This is a genomic window from Massilia sp. CFBP9012 (assembly GCF_034045115.1).
Taxonomy (GTDB): domain Bacteria; phylum Pseudomonadota; class Gammaproteobacteria; order Burkholderiales; family Burkholderiaceae_D; genus Telluria.
This window is the reverse complement of the sequence record NZ_JAXCWM010000007.1, coordinates 260,109-276,563: the sequence shown is the minus strand read 5'-3', so window position 1 is coordinate 276,563 and position 16,455 is coordinate 260,109. Positions and strand designations below refer to the sequence as shown.

The 16,455-nt window shown below is 66.2% G+C and carries 16 protein-coding genes and 1 tRNA gene; 2 read left to right on the top strand and 15 right to left on the bottom strand.

From position 1 onward, the window contains the following. Positions 1-92: 92 nt before the first annotated feature. The 5 genes from SOM61_RS13855 to SOM61_RS13835 form a co-directional block, all read right to left on the bottom strand. Positions 93-620 carry a TlpA disulfide reductase family protein gene (locus SOM61_RS13855; protein ID WP_320474630.1) on the bottom strand — a complete coding sequence of 176 codons (528 nt, stop codon included), beginning with the start codon at positions 618-620 and terminating at the stop codon, positions 93-95. A 72-nt stretch (positions 621-692) separates the two neighbouring features. Continuing rightward, a complete protein-coding gene (locus SOM61_RS13850; RefSeq protein ID WP_320474629.1) occupies positions 693-1,337 on the bottom strand; it encodes a BON domain-containing protein in 645 nt (214 codons plus the stop codon). Beyond that, the gene (locus SOM61_RS13845) at positions 1,330-1,926 is read right to left on the bottom strand and encodes a phosphoheptose isomerase (RefSeq protein ID WP_320474628.1); all 597 of its coding nucleotides are present in this window, start codon (positions 1,924-1,926) and stop codon (positions 1,330-1,332) included. Before SOM61_RS13845 ends, SOM61_RS13850 begins: the two co-directional genes overlap by 8 nt. Before the next feature lie 56 nt (positions 1,927-1,982). Next, a complete protein-coding gene (locus SOM61_RS13840; protein ID WP_320474627.1) occupies positions 1,983-2,342 on the bottom strand; it encodes a YraN family protein in 360 nt (119 codons plus the stop codon). Position 2,343: 1 nt separating this feature from the next. Continuing rightward, positions 2,344-3,696 carry a penicillin-binding protein activator gene (locus SOM61_RS13835; RefSeq protein ID WP_320474626.1) on the bottom strand — a complete coding sequence of 451 codons (1,353 nt, stop codon included), beginning with the start codon at positions 3,694-3,696 and terminating at the stop codon, positions 2,344-2,346. A gap of 11 nt (positions 3,697-3,707) precedes the next feature. On the opposite strand from SOM61_RS13835, the gene rsmI reads away from it, so the two are divergent. Next, on the top strand, positions 3,708-4,613 hold the full coding sequence (gene rsmI, locus SOM61_RS13830) for a 16S rRNA (cytidine(1402)-2'-O)-methyltransferase (protein ID WP_320474625.1): 906 nt from the start codon (positions 3,708-3,710) through the stop codon (positions 4,611-4,613). A gap of 4 nt (positions 4,614-4,617) precedes the next feature. Here rsmI and SOM61_RS13825 read toward each other — a convergent pair whose 3' ends face one another. Further along, positions 4,618-5,229 (bottom strand): hypothetical protein, encoded by a 612-nt coding sequence (locus tag SOM61_RS13825; protein ID WP_320474624.1) that lies wholly within the window; start codon positions 5,227-5,229, stop codon positions 4,618-4,620. A gap of 99 nt (positions 5,230-5,328) precedes the next feature. Here SOM61_RS13825 and SOM61_RS13820 point away from each other — a divergent pair. Then, positions 5,329-5,405 (top strand) — tRNA-Pro (locus tag SOM61_RS13820). A 76-nt stretch (positions 5,406-5,481) separates the two neighbouring features. Here the strand turns inward: SOM61_RS13820 and SOM61_RS13815 are convergent. From SOM61_RS13815 to SOM61_RS13775, 9 genes are all read right to left on the bottom strand, one after another. After that, positions 5,482-6,402, bottom strand: a complete 921-nt coding sequence (locus tag SOM61_RS13815; RefSeq protein ID WP_320474623.1) for a hydroxymethylglutaryl-CoA lyase — start codon at positions 6,400-6,402, stop codon at positions 5,482-5,484. 1 nt (position 6,403) lies between these two features. Further along, positions 6,404-7,333 (bottom strand): 2-hydroxyacid dehydrogenase, encoded by a 930-nt coding sequence (locus SOM61_RS13810; RefSeq protein ID WP_320474622.1) that lies wholly within the window; start codon positions 7,331-7,333, stop codon positions 6,404-6,406. Positions 7,334-7,377: 44 nt separating this feature from the next. Continuing rightward, complete coding sequence (locus SOM61_RS13805; RefSeq protein ID WP_320474621.1) at positions 7,378-9,390, bottom strand: acetyl/propionyl/methylcrotonyl-CoA carboxylase subunit alpha; 2,013 nt, start codon at positions 9,388-9,390, stop codon at positions 7,378-7,380. 218 nt (positions 9,391-9,608) lie between these two features. Further along, complete coding sequence (bioB, locus tag SOM61_RS13800; protein WP_320474712.1) at positions 9,609-10,634, bottom strand: biotin synthase BioB; 1,026 nt, start codon at positions 10,632-10,634, stop codon at positions 9,609-9,611. 19 nt (positions 10,635-10,653) lie between these two features. Further along, the gene (gene bioD, locus SOM61_RS13795) at positions 10,654-11,481 is read right to left on the bottom strand and encodes a dethiobiotin synthase (protein WP_320474620.1); all 828 of its coding nucleotides are present in this window, start codon (positions 11,479-11,481) and stop codon (positions 10,654-10,656) included. After that, positions 11,478-12,662, bottom strand: coding sequence for an 8-amino-7-oxononanoate synthase (gene bioF / locus SOM61_RS13790; RefSeq protein WP_320474619.1), 1,185 nt, complete (start codon positions 12,660-12,662; stop codon positions 11,478-11,480). The genes bioD and bioF overlap by 4 nt, the downstream gene beginning before the upstream one ends. Continuing rightward, positions 12,659-13,999, bottom strand: a complete 1,341-nt coding sequence (gene bioA / locus SOM61_RS13785) for an adenosylmethionine--8-amino-7-oxononanoate transaminase (RefSeq protein WP_320474618.1) — start codon at positions 13,997-13,999, stop codon at positions 12,659-12,661. The genes bioF and bioA overlap by 4 nt, the downstream gene beginning before the upstream one ends. Before the next feature lie 16 nt (positions 14,000-14,015). After that, complete coding sequence (locus tag SOM61_RS13780) at positions 14,016-14,804, bottom strand: enoyl-CoA hydratase/isomerase family protein (protein WP_320474617.1); 789 nt, start codon at positions 14,802-14,804, stop codon at positions 14,016-14,018. 13 nt (positions 14,805-14,817) lie between these two features. Further along, positions 14,818-16,425 (bottom strand): carboxyl transferase domain-containing protein, encoded by a 1,608-nt coding sequence (locus tag SOM61_RS13775; protein WP_320474616.1) that lies wholly within the window; start codon positions 16,423-16,425, stop codon positions 14,818-14,820. Between the last annotated feature and the right edge of the window lie 30 nt (positions 16,426-16,455).

The window sequence follows — 16,455 nt, the reverse complement described above, 5'->3', positions numbered from 1 at the left end:
CGTTGCATGGCGCCGCCATGCGGCCTCCTCGCGCCTTGCCCACACCAGCCATGCATCGCCATGAGCTTCCTCCCACCTACCGGGACAGGCTCCTAGCCCGCCAGTTCCTTCTCGATCAGCTTGTGGACGGCCGCGAAGTCCGGCTCGCCCACATAGGTCTTGAGGATGCGGCCCTCCTTGTCGATCAGGAAGGTGGTCGGGGTCAGGGTGACGTCGCCGAACTGGCGCGCGATGTCGCCGGCCGAATCGAGCGCCACCTTGAACGGCAGCTTGCGCTGCTCGGCGAAGTTCAGCACGTAGTCGGGGCGGTCGTACTGCATCGCGACCGCGACGAATTCCAGGCCCTGGTCCTTGTACTTGTTGTAGGTCGCGACCATCTCCGGCATCTCCTTGACGCAGGTGACGCAGGAAGTGGCCCAGAAATTAACCATCACGACCTTGCCGCGCAAGGATTGGGTGCTGATCTTTTCACCGGCGATGCTGATGAAGGTGACGTCCGGCGCCTGTGTCGTGCTGCTGAACGAGGCGTAGCCGATGCCGGCCAGGGCGAGCACCACGGCGCCGATGGCGGCGGGCTTGAACCAGGAGCGGGTAGCGGATGAATGCGTGGGAGCGGTCATGGTCGATCGATATAAAAAAACGGCAGGACCATTATAGTCCTGCCGCTTCTTGTGGGCTGATGACGGTCTTTTTTAGTCCAGCGACGCCTGCACGGGGCTGTTCTGCCGCACGCGCGCATCTTCTTCGCTGATGTATTCAAAGATCTTCACCACGCGGGTCACGCCCGAGACGCCCTTGGCGACATCGGCGGCGATATTGCCTTCGCGTGGAGTGACGAGGCCCATCAGGTAGACCACGCCGCGTTCGGTGGAGACCTTGAACGAGATCGCCGACACGGTCTTCATGTCGACCAGGCTGGTCTTGACCTTGGTGGTGATCAGGGCGTCGTTCGAGCGCGAGGTGTAGCTCGACGAACCGGAAATCGCCAGCTCGTTGATGACGGAGACCACGTTCGCGATCGCGCGCACTTCGCGCTCGGCCGCCTGCTTCATCGCTTCGTCGCGCACTTCGCCGGTGAGCAGCACGCGGCGATTGAAGCTGGTGACGTTGATATTGCCGTTGCCGTTGGTGACCTTGCGCATTTCGAGCTCGGCCTTGACCGTGATCGACTTGTCCTCGGTCTGGGCGCCCAGCGTGCGGCGGTCGACCGTGGACACGGCGCCGGCCACGCCGGCGCCGACGATCAGGCCGAAGCAGCCCGACAGCGAGGCGGCCAGGGTCGTACCCAGGACAATCTTGGTCAGTAGCGCGGCCATGGGCCGGCGGGTGTTACGCATTCTCGTCTCCTCCGAACAGCGCGACGTCGATGCCGTCGCAGATGCAGTGAATGGCGCACAAATGGACTTCCTGGATGCGCGCGGTGCGTGCATGCTGGACGTTGATGTGCACGTCGGCGTCGGTCAGCAGCTTGGCCAGAGCGCCGCCGTCCTTGCCGGTAAAGGCCACGATGCGCATCTCGCGCTCCAGGGCCGCCTCGACCGCGGCCAATACATTGGCCGAGTTGCCCGAGGTCGAAATCGCCAGCAGGATGTCGCCCGCCTGGCCGAATGCCTGCACCTGCTTCGAGAAGATCTCCCTGAAGCTGTAGTCGTTGCCGACCGCGGTCAGGATCGAGGTGTCGGTGGTCAGGGCGATCGCCGGCAGCGGGAAGCGCTCGCGCTCGAAACGACCGACCAGCTCGGCCGCGAAGTGCTGGCAGTCGGCGGCCGAGCCGCCGTTGCCGCAGGCGAGGATCTTGTTGCCGTTGGAGAGGGCGCTGAACATGAGTTCTACCGCTGCCGAAATGGAAGGAGCCAGGGTGGCGGCCGACTTCATCTTCAGGTCGGCGCTCTCCTGGAAGTGAGCGAGGATGCGTTGAGTATTCATAGCCGAGGATTATAGTGCAGCGGCAACCCCGCCTGAGCAAGCGCAGTAAAAATTGCTTACACTTCAATGATGTTCCGCAACCATTCAATCTGCTCGCCATCGATGGCAACCAGGTCGAAACGGCAGGGAGGAGTGACGGGAAAACGCAACAGATAGACTTGCGCCGCACAGACCAGGCGGCGAATCTTGGCAGGGGTGATGCTGGCGGCGGCGCCGCCGTGGTCGCGGTCGGCGCGCTGGCGCACCTCGACGAACACCAGGGTTGCGCCATCGCGCATGATCAGGTCGATCTCGCCGCCTTTGCAGCGAAAATTCTCCTCGACCCGGGACAGTTTATGGCGTTTCAGGTAAACGAGGGCGGCGCGTTCCCATTGCTGGCCCTGGGCCTGTCGTCGGGACAGGCGTAAGGGCCACATCTCATTGGCCGGTCTGGCCGGTCGCGACCGGTTCGAACACGCGGCGCGGTGGCGGGACGCTGTCGCCGCCGGCATCGTCGGTGAGGATTTGTTCGGTCGGGCCGTTGTCGCGCACCACGACGCCGGTCTCGACGCGGCGGAAGGCTCTTTCTCCTTGGCCCATGTTGACCGCCAGGCGGCCGGTGGCGCCGTCGAGCTCGAACGAGCCGGAGGGGCGTTGCGCCAGTTCGCGCGCGATGCGGTAGGCGTCGATGCCGAGCGCGTACAGGCGCTGCGGGTCGAGCCCCTGGCTGCCGGCGCTCCAGCGCGGATAGCCGGCGACGGCCGGATGGTCGGGCTGCACGGTCCAGGGCAGGTCGAGGAAGCGCACGCCGACCAGTTCGGCCGGCACGCTGGACATGTCGAGGCCCGGATTGACCGAGGCGGTGCCATAGGTCGGCAGCGAGGTGCCGATCGCCATGCGCACCTGGCGCAGTCCGTTGGCGTCGAGCGCGGCGTAGACCAGCTGCGGCGGTTCGCTCGACAAGCGGGCGCGCAGCTCGGCCAGCGCATTGCCGTCGACGTAGCCGCCTTCGGCCGGCAGTTCGACCGTGGCGTGCGTGCGGCCCAGTTCGGCCCAGCGCTGGCTGAAGGCGCCCGACAGGCGTTGCTGCCAGGCGGCGCGGCCGGTGAGCACCAGGGCCTGGCCGCCTGCCTGTTCGCTGGCGGCCCAGTCGGCGACCTGGCGTGCCTCGTCTTCAAGCGACAGGCCGATGACGAGCATCTGGCGCGGCAGCGGGGAGTTCACTTGCGGGTGGTTCAGGGCGATGGTCGGCTTGTTGACCATGCCACTGGTGGCCAGCGACGCCACGGCGGAACGCGCCAGCGGGCCGACCACGATATCGTTTTGTTCGGCCGCGCTGCGGTAGGCGTCGAGCGCCGCCTGCGCCGAGTCGCCGGTGGGCACCAGGTTGACGGTGACGCCCTCGCGCTGCTGTTCATGGGCGGCCATGAAGCCGGCGCGCACCGCCTCTGCCGGCTGGGCCAGCGCCTGCGATTCGAGCGGCAGCAGCAACGCCACGCGCACGGCCGGGCCGCTATAGGGCGCCGACGAAGGCGCGAGCGCCGCACGCGGGCTGCCGTCGGCGCTCGGTGGCAGTTCGACCGGATTGGTTTGCACACCACTTTCAGGACGCGGCGGCGGCGTGTAAGCTGGCGCCGGCGGCGGCGCATTTGTTACCGGTGTCCCGGCACTGCACACGCCACCCGGCATGCCGCAACCGGTATCGGGAGGCAATGGCGTGCTGCCGCAGCCCGCTAATAGTGTAAGTACGGCGGCCGCGAGCAAGCCCGGTAGATTTTTTTTCTTCAGCATCGGAACCCTTTATGACAGATCAGCAGACCATCGACATCGCCCGACTTCCCGTCATGGGCGAGGCGGCCCAGCAGTCCTATCCTACCGCAACGCTGTACGTCGTGGCTACTCCGATCGGCAACGTCACTGACATCACCCTGCGTGCTTTACACCTGCTGGCGCTCGCCGACGTCATCGCCTGCGAGGACACGCGCAAGACCGGCGCGCTGCTGCAGCGCTTCGGCCTCTCCCAGCCGACCATCGCCGCGCACCAGCACAACGAGCGCGAAGTGGCCGATAAAATCGTCGAGCGCCTGCGCGCCGGACAGCGCGTGGCGCTGGTGTCCGACGCCGGCACGCCGGGCGTGTCCGATCCCGGCGCACGCATCGTCGACGCGGTGCGCACCGCGGGCCTGAACGTGGTGCCGCTGCCCGGCCCCTCGGCCGCGATCGCGGCGTTGTCGGCCAGCGGCCTGGTGAACGACCGCTTCCATTTCGTCGGCTTCCTGCCGGCCAAGGCCAAGGGCCGCGAGACGGCGCTGGCGCCATTGGCGCGCGAGACCTCGACTCTGGTGTTCTATGAGGCGCCGCACCGCATCGTCGACTGCGTCGAGGCGCTGGCGGCGGCCTTCGAGCCGACCCGGCAGGTGGTGTTCGCTCGCGAGCTGAGCAAGATGTTCGAGGAAGTGCACCGCTGCGAACTGAAGGATGCGCTGGAGTGGGTCAAGGCCGACCAGCACCGGGAGCGCGGGGAGTTCGTGGTGCTGGTGGCGGGAGCGGTCGAGGCGACCGACGCCGAAGACGCCGAAGCCGAGCGCATCTTGCAGATTCTGCTGAGCGAGTGCAGCGTCAAGCAGGCAGCCAATTTGACGGCGCAGATCACGGGGCGCAAGAAGAATGCCCTGTATGACCGCGCCTTGCAGATCAAGGGCGAATGACGGGTCACCACTTGCACCCCGAATCCTTTTTCTCCATCAACAAATAAATCGGCGCCAGCAACCCGCCCGGAATGCCGTCCTTGCAATCGGGCCGCTTGGCTTCGCGGATGCCGCGCGCCAGCCTCGATTCGGTCTGCAGCGCCGGCTCGGGGAATTGCGCCAGCGCCGTGCCTTCTTTCGACGGGTCGCGTAGGTGGGCATTCGCGCGCGCCACGTCGCGCGCGGCGTTCATGTCGAACTTCGGCGCCGGATCAGGGTTTTCTTCCTGTTGCACGACGAATGGATCGGGGGTGGCGCTTGCGCTTTCCGGGACTGCGATCACGGCTTGCGGCGGAGCCGGGCGGGTCGTGCGTGCTGCGGCAGGGGCGCTCGGGGCTGGCGCTGCGGGACGAGCGATTTCCGGCTCGGGTGGTGGCGGTGGCGGCGCGGGAGGGGCGATCATGACGGAGAGCACCGTCGGCTCGGCCGGCCCGATCTCCATGGTCTTGAACGTCGTGTTCCGGTACGCCAGCAGGAATAATGCGTGCACCGCGATCGAGACCGCGACGCCGATGACGATGCGCCGCTTGCCTCGTTGCAGGCTGGCCGGGTCGCCAAACGTTAGAGCCATATGCATGACATACATACCTCAACTTAACTTTAGAAAACTACTAGCTCGCTATTTTGCAACGGAAACTTGACGAGGTCACGCGAAACCGATATTATCTCGCTTCTTCGGAGTGTAGCGCAGCCCGGTAGCGCACCTGGTTTGGGACCAGGGGGTCCAAGGTTCGAATCCTTGTACTCCGACCAGCATTAAGAAAAAAGCCGACAACGCGAGTTGTCGGCTTTTTTCGTTGTGGGGTGGGGTGCCGTCCACCCCGACGATTCATCCGGCGCGCTTGGCCGCGATCGCATTCCCGGCGCGGCTGATGCTCTTGCGGCCCAGTTGCTGCGAGATGAACAGGCCTGCATCGACCACCTGGTCGAGATCGACGCCGGTCTCGATGCCCAGGCCCTGCATCAGGTACAGCACGTCCTCGGTCGCCACGTTGCCGGTCGCGCCCTTGGCATAGGGGCAGCCGCCCAGGCCGGCCACCGAAGAGTGGAAGATCGCCACGCCGACCTCCATCGCCGCATAGATGTTCGCCAGCGCCTGGCCGTAGGTATCGTGGAAGTGGCCGGCCAGTTGCGCGATCGGGAACTCCCGCGCCGCGCGCAGCATCACGGCCTGCGTCTTGCGTGCGGTCGAGACGCCGATGGTGTCGGCGATGTCGATCTCGTCGCAACCCAGGTCGCGCATGCGCGCCACCACGTCGCCCACCGCATCGGGCGGCACCTCGCCCTGGTAGGGGCAGCCGAAGGCCGTGCTGATCGAGCCGCGCAGGCGCAGGCCCTGTTCCTTCGCCGCGCGCGCCACCGGCTCGAAGCGGGCGATCGACTGGGCGATCGAGCAGTTGATATTCTTCTGCGAGAAGGCTTCGGAGGCCGCGCCGAACACGACCACCTCGTCGGCCCCGCCGGCCAGGGCGGCCTCGAAGCCCTGCATATTCGGCACCAGCGCCGAATAGATGGTGCCGGGGCGGCGCTCGATGCGCGCCAGCACCTCGGCGCTGGTCGCCATCTGCGGCACCCATTTCGGCGAGACGAAGGCGGCCGCTTCCACGTTGACGAAGCCGGCGCGCGCCAGGCGCTCGACCAGGTCGACCTTCACGTCGGCGCTCAGCGCTTCCTTCTCGTTCTGCAGGCCGTCGCGCGGGCCGACTTCGACGATTTTTACTTTCGCAGGTAGGGTGCTCTGGTGGGTCATATCAATATCCAAGTTGGCGGTCGACCAGGTCGTCGACCCGTTGGCCGTCTTCCAGGGCGCCGATCTTGTCGGCGATCTGGCGCACGGCGCCCGTACGCATGGTGAGCGCCGAGATGTGCGGGGTGAGGGCGATGCGCGGTTCGTTCCAGAACGGATGCGGGGCCGGCAGCGGCTCGTGGCGGAACACGTCGAGCGTGGCGCCGGCGATGTGCCCCGAGCGGATCAGGGTCATCAGGTCTGGCTCGGCGAGGATGGCGCCGCGCGAGACGTTGATCAGGTAGGCGCCGGACGCGAGCTTGCCCAGCCGGTGGCGGTCGAGCAGGTTGGTCGTGTCCGCGGTCAGCGGCAGCAGGCAGACCAGCACCCGTGTGCCATGCAAGAAGTCGTCGAGCTGCTCCATGCCGGCATAGGTCGGCACGCCGGGAATGTCCTTGGGGCTGCGGCTCCAGCCGCGCGCCGGGAAGCCGAAATGGCGCATCGCCTCGACCACCGGCATCCCGAGCCGGCCCAGGCCCATGACGCCGATCGTGAACGTCTCTTTCGGATACTGGGGCAGCGGATTCCAGGCGCCGTGGCGCGCCTGCTGTTCGTATTCGTCGAAGCGCCTGAAGTAGCGCAGCACGGCGTGCGCCACATACTCGGCCATCTGCACGCCCATGCCGGCGTCGCCCAGGCGCACCAGCGGCACGCGCGGCAGCGCTTCGCCGAACTTGAGCACGGCGTCGACGCCGGCGCCCATCAGGAAGATCGCCTTGACCTCGTCCAGCTGCGCCAGCAGGCCGGGCGCCGGGTTCCACAATACCGCGTAATCGCAGGGGGCCAGCAACTGGCCCTCCTTCCAGGTGACCGTTTCGACGCCTGGCATCATGGCCGAGAACTCGCGTTCCCACGGCTCGATGACGCCATCGCCCCGGTACAGGACAATGCGCATGTCTCCCCCTCGTTTTTGTCAGGGTGGTTCTTGTATGTGTCTGTCTATGCCGCTTTGAAAGCCAGCAGCGGCGCGCCATCGGCCACCTGGTCGCCGACCTCGTACAGCACTTCTTCCACCAGGCCGTCGCTCGGCGCGGAAATCGTGTGTTCCATCTTCATCGCTTCCATGATCACCAGCGGCTCGCCCTTTTTCACGTCCTTGCCGGACTGGGCCAGCACCGCGACCACCTTGCCCGGCATTGGCGCCGTCAGGCGACCGCCCGCCGATTCAATCTCGCCGGCATGTGCCATCGGGTCATTGTACGTCAGGGTGTGATGGCGGCCACCGGTAAACACGTGGAATGCGTCGCCGTCGCGGCGCACACAGCCGTGCAGGGCGGTCTCGCCCAGGCGCAGGGCCAGCTCTGCACCGTTCTGCGATACTAATTCGATGCGCTGGCGCTGCTTATCAAGGTCAATTTCCCACCCACTATTGCGGTAAGTCAGACCGACACGGTACTCGCCGTACTCGTCGCTCAAGGAAAGCACGCGGCGGTAGTCGCCATTCATGCGCCAGCCGCGCGCCTGGCTCCATGGATCGGCATCGTTGGCGGCGCCGTGCACGGTTTCGGCCTCAAGGAGGGCGAGCGCGGCCAGGGCCAGCGCACCGAGCGGGGCCGGGGCCGCGGGTGGGAAAAGTGAGGATTGATTGCGTTCGATCAAACCAGTATCGAGGTCGGCGCTCGAGAATGCCTCGCCTTCGACCAGGCGTTTCAGGAAAGCGATATTGGTGGCCAGGCCGACGATGCGGAACTCGGCCAGGGCCTGCGACATGCGCGCCAGCGCCTGGGTGCGGTCGGCGCCCCAGACGATCAGCTTGGCGATCATCGGATCATAGAACGGCGAGATCGCATCGCCCTCGCGCACGCCGGAGTCGACGCGCACTGCTGCGGGGTTCACACCGTCTGCGCCAAGTTCGAATGCCACCGCCTGCGGCACGTCCATATGGCGCAAGGTGCCGATCGACGGCAGGAAGCCTTTCTCGGGATTCTCGGCATACACGCGTGCCTCGATCGCGTGGCCGTGGATGGCCAGCTCATGCTGTTTCTTCGGCAGCGGCTCGCCAAAGGCGACGCGCAACTGCCATTCGACCAGATCGGTGCCAGTGATCATTTCGGTCACCGGATGCTCGACCTGCAGGCGGGTGTTCATCTCCATGAAGTAGAACGAACCGTCCTGGTTGGCGATGAATTCCACCGTGCCGGCGCCGACGTAGCCGACGGCGCGCGCGGCGTTTACCGCCGCTTCGCCCATCGCGGCGCGCCGGTCCGCCGGCATATTCGGCGCCGGCGCTTCTTCCAGCACTTTCTGGTGGCGGCGCTGCACCGAGCAGTCGCGCTCGTGCAGGTAGACGCAACCGCCCAGGCTGTCGGCGAAGACCTGGATCTCGATGTGGCGCGGGCGGATCAGGTATTTTTCGACCAGCACCTTGTCGTCGCCGAAGCTCGAAATCGCCTCGCGCTTGCAGGATGCCAGCGCGGCCTCGAAATCTTCCGAACGCTCGACCACGCGCATGCCCTTGCCGCCGCCGCCGGCGCTGGCCTTGAGCAGCACCGGATAGCCGATGCGGTCGGCCTGCTGGCGAAGGAATGCCGGGTCCTGCTCGTCGCCATGGTAACCAGGCACCAGCGGCACGTCGGCGCTCTCCATCAGCTGCTTGGCGGCAGACTTCGATCCCATCGCGCGCATCGAGGAGGCCGGCGGGCCGATGAACACCAGGCCGGCGGCCTTCACCGCATCCGCGAACTCGGCGTTTTCGGACAGGAAGCCGTAGCCGGGGTGGATCGCCTGGGCGCCGGTGGCCTTGGCCACCTCGATGATCTTGCTGCCACGAAGATAGCTGTCCTTGGCGGCCGCGGGGCCGATCAGGACTGCCTCATCGCACACCGCAACGTGCTTGGCGCCGGCGTCGGCCTCGGAATACACGGCGACGGTACGAATACCCATGCGGCGCGCGGTGGCGGCGACACGGCAGGCGATTTCGCCACGGTTGGCGATGAGGATCTTGGTGAACATGCGCTTTATCTTTCGCTTATGGTTGTTCGGAGATTGGTGCGGCTGTGTCTCCCCAGCCGCTGTGCATCGTTACCGCTTGCTTGCGATAGTTACCGCTCGATCCCGTCGTTCCCGCGGAGGCGGGAACCCAAGTCATTTGCGTTACCACTTATCTCGAACATGGTCGCAGCGCTGGCAAACTTGGGTTCCCGCCTTCGCGGGAACGACGTGGTGGTGTGCTAGCAGCCGCAAGCTTCCTTCTGCACCGAATCGAGCGTGGCGGCGCGGGTCTTGAGGCCCAGCTTTTCGAGCAGCACGCGGTCGTCGTCGGCTTCCGGGTTGTCGGTGGTGAGCAGCTTGTCGCCGTAGAAGATCGAGTTGGCGCCGGCCATGAAGCACATCGCCTGCACTGCTTCGCCCAGCTCGCGGCGGCCCGCCGACAGGCGCACGCGCGCTTGCGGCATGGTGATGCGCGCGACCGCGATGGTGCGCACGAATTCGATCGGGTCCAGCTTCTCCATGCCGTGCAGCGGCGTGCCTGCCACCTGCACCAGGTGGTTGACCGGCACCGATTCCGGATACGGGTTCAGGTTGGCCAGCTGGGCGATCAGGCCGGCGCGCTGTTCGCGCGTCTCGCCCATGCCGACGATGCCGCCGCAGCAGACCTTCAGGCCCGCTTCGCGCACGCGGCCCAGCGTGTCCAGGCGGTCCTGGTATTCGCGGGTCGAAATGACGTTGTTGTAGAAGTCAGGCGCGGTATCGATATTGTGGTTGTAGTAGTCCAGGCCCGCCTTCTTGAGCTGCTCGGCCTGGCCGGCCTCCAGCATGCCCAGCGTGGCGCAGGTTTCCATGCCCAGCGCCTTCACTTCACGCACCATGGTCTCGACCTTTTCCATGTCGCGCTCTTTCGGGCTGCGCCATGCCGCACCCATGCAGAAGCGGGTGGCGCCGCTGGCTTTCGCCGCGCGCGCCGCATCCAGCACGGTGTCGATGTCGAGGATCTTCTTGGCTTCGACGCCGGTGTCGTAGCGCGCCGCCTGCGGGCAGTAGCCGCAGTCTTCCTCGCAGCCGCCGGTCTTGATCGACAGCAGGGTCGCCAGTTCGACGTCGCCGTCGGGGAAGTGCTCGCGGTGCAGGGTCGAGGCGCGGTGCATCAGTTCGGGGAACGGCAGCTCGAACAGCGCCAGCACGTCGGCCAGCGGCCAGGTGGCATTTTCCGCAGGCTTGATGGCGGCCGTCGGGCGGTGCAGGGCGATGGTATTCATATCGGACATAGTGGTTCCTTCAGGACTTGCCTCGCGTGGACGGCCATCCTGGCAGTCCAGCGAGATCGATGAATTCGGCCGCCGCGGCGGCCGTCGGTGTTTGCAGGCGTGGCACGCGGCCCAGCAGCGGCGCCGGGATGCGCTGTGCCAGCGCCTCGATGTTCTCTTGCTCGAAACTCATATCGGGATCGGCGGTGTTGGCGACCCAGCCGGCCAGCACCAGGCCGCGCGCCACGATCGCTTCGACCGTGAGCAGGGCGTGGCTGATGCAGCCCAGCCGCATGCCGACCACCAGGATCACCGGCAGGTTCAGTTGCGCGGCCAGGTCGGCGCTGTCGAAGTTGTCGTTGAACGGCACCCGGAAGCCGCCCACGCCCTCGACCACGACCGCGTCGGACGCGGCCTGGATCTCGGCGAAGGCGGCGATGATCGGCGCCGATTCGATGGTGACGTTCTCCAGCGCGGCGGCGATGTGCGGCGCCGCCGGTTCGCGCAGCATATACGGCGTGGTGATCGACGCCGGCAGGTGCACATTACCGGCCGCGATGAGCATGTCGGCGTCGTCGTTATGCAGTTCGCCATCGCGCAGTTCGGCGCCGGCCGCCACCGGCTTCATGCCGCAGGCGCGCACGCCGCTGGCAGTGAGCTTGTGCAGGATTGCGCTCGAGACCAGGGTCTTGCCGATCTCGGTGTCGGTGCCGGTGACGAAGCAGGCGAAGCGCATCGGCGCGCCGTCATTGGTGCGTGCCTCGAGCTCCGGCTCCAGCGTCGGTTCGTCGAGCTCGACCTCCGGCAGCACCGGCGGCGGTGCTGCGATCGGGTCGTCCGTCTCGTTCAGGTTTTTCATGAGGCCTTTTCCAGTCTGTTGAGCGCCTGTGCCAGTTGCGCGACGTCATCGATGCCGTGGGCGGCCGACAGGGTCACGCGCAGACGCGCCGTGCCCGGCGCCACGGTCGGCGGGCGAATCGCCGGCACCCACAGCCCCTGGTCCATCAGGACCGCACTGGCTGCCAGCGCAGCGTCGTTGCTGCCGATGATGACGGGCTGGATCGCGGTGTGCGACTCGACCAGTTTCCAACGTTGGAAATCCAGCGATTCGCGCAACTGCTTGACCAGCCCCGCCAGGTGGGCGCGTCGCTGCGCACCCTCGGCGCCGCCAATGATATCAAGGCTGGCGAGCAGGGCGTGCGCGAGAGCCGGCGGACAGGCCGTGGTGTAGATGTAGGGACGGGCGCGCTGCACCAGTAATTCGATGACGCTGGCGTGCGCGGCGACGAAGGCGCCGCCGACGCCGGCCGCCTTGCCGAGCGTTCCCATATACACCAGGTTGGGCGAGCAGAGGCCAAAGTGTTCGAGCGCGCCGCGGCCGTTTGCCCCCAGCACGCCGAAGCCGTGGGCATCGTCGACCACCAGCCAGGCGCCGTGGCGTTCACAGGCGGCCAGCAAGCCGGGCAGCGGGGCCAGGTTGCCGTCCATGGAAAAGACGCTGTCGGTGACGACGATCTTGGTGGCGGCGCTGCTGGCCATCAGTTGCGTTTCGAGCGCCTCGACGTCGCCATGCGGATAGACCGTGACTCCGGCCTTCGCCAGGCGGGCGCCGTCGATCAGCGAGGCGTGGTTCAGCTCTTCGGAAAAGATCGTCGCGTCGGCATCCAGGCCCAGCGCGGTCAGGATCGCCAGGTTGGCCATATAGCCGGTGCACAGCGTGAGTGCGCGCGCCTGTTCCAGGTTCGGCGCCATCCACTCGGCCAGGCGCTCTTCCAGCACATGGTGGGCGCGGCCGTGGCCCGACACCAGGTGCGAGGCGCCGCTACCGGCGCCGTGCAGCGCCGCGCCTTCTTGCAGGGCCGCGATCACGTGCGGGTGCGCGGCCAGGCCGAGATAGTCGTTGCTGCAGAAGGCCAGCAGCTCGCGTCCGTCGACGATCTGGCGCGGCGCGCAGGCGCCGTCGGTCACGCGGCGCTTGCGCACCAGGCTGTGTGCGGCGAGCGCGTCGAGCTTGCGGTCGATGTCGGCGATCAGGTTCATGGCCGAATCACCGACTCGAAGGTCTTGAGCGTGCGCGCGGCCAGGCCGGCGACGTCCTCGTCGTCCAGCACGTAGGGCGGCATCAGGTAGACGGTGCGGCCGATCGGGCGCAGCAGCAGTTCGTTCTCGACCGCGGTGGAGAAGAAGCGGCGCGAGAAGGTCGAGGCGCGATCCTTGTCCGGTTCGATGGCGTCGAACGCGAAGATCATGCCGCGCTGGCGGAAGTGGCGCGCGCGTTCATGTTCTGCCAGCGGCGCCAGCGCGATGGTCATCTTGGTCGCCAGTTCGCGGTTGCGGTTCAAGACATCGTCTTCCTCGAAGATGTCGAGCGTGGCCAGCGCGGCGCGGCAGGCCAGCGGATTGCCGGTGTACGAGTGCGAGTGCAGGAAGCCGCGTGTGATGTCTTCGCTGTAGAAGGCCTGGTAGATGTCGTCGCGAGTGAGCACCAGCGACAGCGGCAGGTAGCCGCCGCTGATGCCTTTCGACAGGCACATGAAGTCGGGCCAGATCGACGCCTGTTCGCAGGCGAAGAAGGTGCCGGTGCGGCCGCAGCCGACCGCGATCTCGTCGGCGATCAGGTGCACATGGTGCTGGTCGCACAGGTCGCGAAGCAATTTGAGGTAGAGCGGGTCGTACATCGCCATGCCGGTCGCGCACTGCACCAGCGGCTCGACGATGATGGCGGCTATTCTTTCGCCGCGCTGTTCGAACAACTCCTTCACTTCCAGGATCGCGCGGCGCGCCACGTCCTGGGCGGTTTCGCCTTCACCCGCGTTGCGCGCATCCGGTGCGCTCACCACATGCGAGGCGCGCAGCAGCGGGCCATAGGCGTCCTTGAACAGCGGGACGTCGGTGACCGACAGCGCGCCGATGGTCTCGCCGTGGTAGCTGCCCTGTAGGCAGACGAATTCCTGCTTGGCCGACTTGCCGGCGTTGCGCCAGGCGTGGAAGCTCATCTTCATCGCGATCTCGACCGCGGAAGCGCCGTCCGAGGCAAAGGTGGCGTGGCCCAGCGCGTGGCCGGTCAGCTTCGACAGGCGCTCGGCCAGCTCGACCACCGGCGCATGCGTGAAGCCGGCCAGCATCGCGTGTTCTAGCTTGTCCAGCTGGTCCTTCAGCGCGGCATTGATGCGCGGGTTCGCGTGGCCGAACATATTGACCCACCACGAACTGATGCCGTCCATATAGCGCTTGCCGTCATAGTCGTACAGCCACGGACCCTTGCCATGGCTGACCGCGATCAGCGGAACCTCCTCGTGGTGCTGCATTTGCGTGCAGGGATGCCATACGCTGCGCAGGCTGCGCGCGATCCACTCGGAGGAGGTCGATTGTGTCACTTCAGGTTTCCAATATCTACGATTGAAGCCATGTCGGCTTGCGTTTTTCAAGGAAGGAAGCCACGCCTTCCCGTCCTTCCAATGAGGCGCGGATGGCGGCGATGCGGCCGGCGGTGTCCGCCAGCAGCGCGTCGTCGACCGGTTTGCCGACGATGTCGCGCACCAGCGTCTTGGCTTCCTTCACGGCATTCGGGCTGTTGTTGACCAGGGCGCGGGCGATGCCGGCGACGGTCGCGTCCAGCGCGTCGGCGGCCACCGCTTCATGCGCGAAACCGATGCGGCGCGCTTCAAGCGCGTCGAAACGTTCGGCGGTCAGGAAGTAGCGGCGCGCGGCCTGCTCGCCCATGGCCTTGATCACGTAAGGCGAGATGGTAGCCGGAATCAGGCCGAGCTTCACTTCGGACAGGCAAAAACCGGCGGTATCGACGGTGACGACGATGTCGCAGGCCGCCACCAGGCCCATGCCGCCGGCGTAGCAGTCGCCCTGCACCTTGGCCACCGTCGGCTTCGGACACAGGTAGATGGTACGCAGCATATCGGCCAGGCGCAGCGCGTCTTCCTGGTTTTCTTCATGCGAGTAGGCGGCCATCTTCTTCATCCAGTTCAGGTCCGCGCCGGCGCAGAAGGATGGGCCGTTCGCGGCCAGGACGATGGCGCGCACCGTGTCGCTGCGGCCCAGTTCATCGAAGGCCAGCGCCAGTTCGGCGATCGCGTGCTCGTTGAAGGCGTTGCGCAGTTCGGGGCGGTTCAGGGTGACGGTGGCGACCTTGTCGGCGATCGCGATGGTGAGGGTTTGATAGTCCATATTCATCTCCCCCTTACATGCGGAACACGCCGAACTTGGTGTCCTCGATCGGCTTGTTCATCGCCGCCGACAGGCCCAGGCCCAGCACCATGCGGGTGTCGCGCGGATCGATCACGCCATCGTCCCACAGGCGCGCGCTGGCGTAATAAGGGTGGCCCTGGTGCTCGTACTGGTCCTTGATCGGCTGCTTGAACGCGGCTTCTTCTTCAGGCGACCACTGGCCGCCCTTGCCTTCGATGCCGTCGCGCTTGACGGTGGCCAGCACCGACGCCGCTTGATCTCCGCCCATCACCGAGATGCGCGCGTTCGGCCACATCCACAGGAAGCGCGGCGAGAAGGCGCGGCCGCACATGCCGTAGTTGCCGGCGCCGAAGGAGCCGCCGATGATGACGGTGAACTTCGGCACCGCGGCGGTGGCCACTGCGGTGACCATCTTGGCGCCGTTGCGGGCGATGCCTTCGTTTTCGTACTTGCGGCCGACCATGAAGCCGGTGATGTTTTGCAGGAAGACGAGCGGAATCTTGCGCTGGCAGCACAGTTCGATGAAGTGGGCGCCTTTCAGGGCGGACTCGGAGAACAGGATGCCGTTGTTGGCGATGATGCCGACCTTCATGCCGTAGATGTGGGCGAAGCCGCACACCAGCGTGGTGCCATAACGGGCCTTGAACTCGTCGAATTCGCTGTTATCGACGACACGTGCGATCACTTCGCGTACGTCGAAAGGCTTGCGGGTATCGACCGGGATCACGCCATACAGTTCTTCGGGCGCATACTTTGGCTCGACGCTTTCACGCAAGGCACCCTGCACCGGTTTCACCCGGTTCAGGTTCGAGACGATGGTGCGCGCCAGCGCCAGCGCGTGCGGATCGTTCTGGGCCAGGTGGTCGGCCACGCCCGACAGGCGGGTGTGGACATCGCCGCCGCCCAGGTCTTCGGCGCTGACCACTTCGCCGGTCGCGGCTTTCACCAGGGGAGGGCCGCCGAGGAAGATGGTGCCCTGTTCCTTGACGATGATCGACTCGTCGCTCATCGCCGGCACGTAGGCGCCGCCCGCGGTGCACGAACCCATCACCACGGCGATCTGGGGGATGCCCTTGGCCGACAGGTTCGCCTGGTTGTAGAAGATGCGGCCGAAGTGGTCGCGGTCGGGGAACACGTCGTCCTGGTTCGGCAGGTTGGCGCCGCCCGAGTCGACCAGGTAGATGCAGGGCAGGTTGTTCTGCTCGGCGATCTTCTGCGCGCGCAGGTGTTTTTTCACCGTCATCGGGTAATAGGTGCCGCCCTTGACGGTGGCATCGTTACAGACGATCACGCACTCCTGGCCCGAGACACGGCCGATGCCGGTAATGATGCCGGCGCTGGGGGCGGCGCCGTCGTACATCTCATAGGCGGCCAGTTGCGAGAATTCGAGGAAGGGCGTGCCCGGATCGAGCAGGTATTCGACGCGCTCGCGCGGCAGCAGCTTGCCGCGTGCAAGATGCTTGGCGCAAGCGGCTTCACCGCCGCCCTGGGCCAGCTGCGCAACGCGCGCGCGCAAGTCGTCCACCACCGCCTGCATCGCGCTGGCGTTGGTCTTGAAGTCCTCGCCGCGCGGGTTCAGTTTGCTCTCGATCTGGGGCATGTGCCGTCCTCTTGTTTCGTCCGCCTCTCG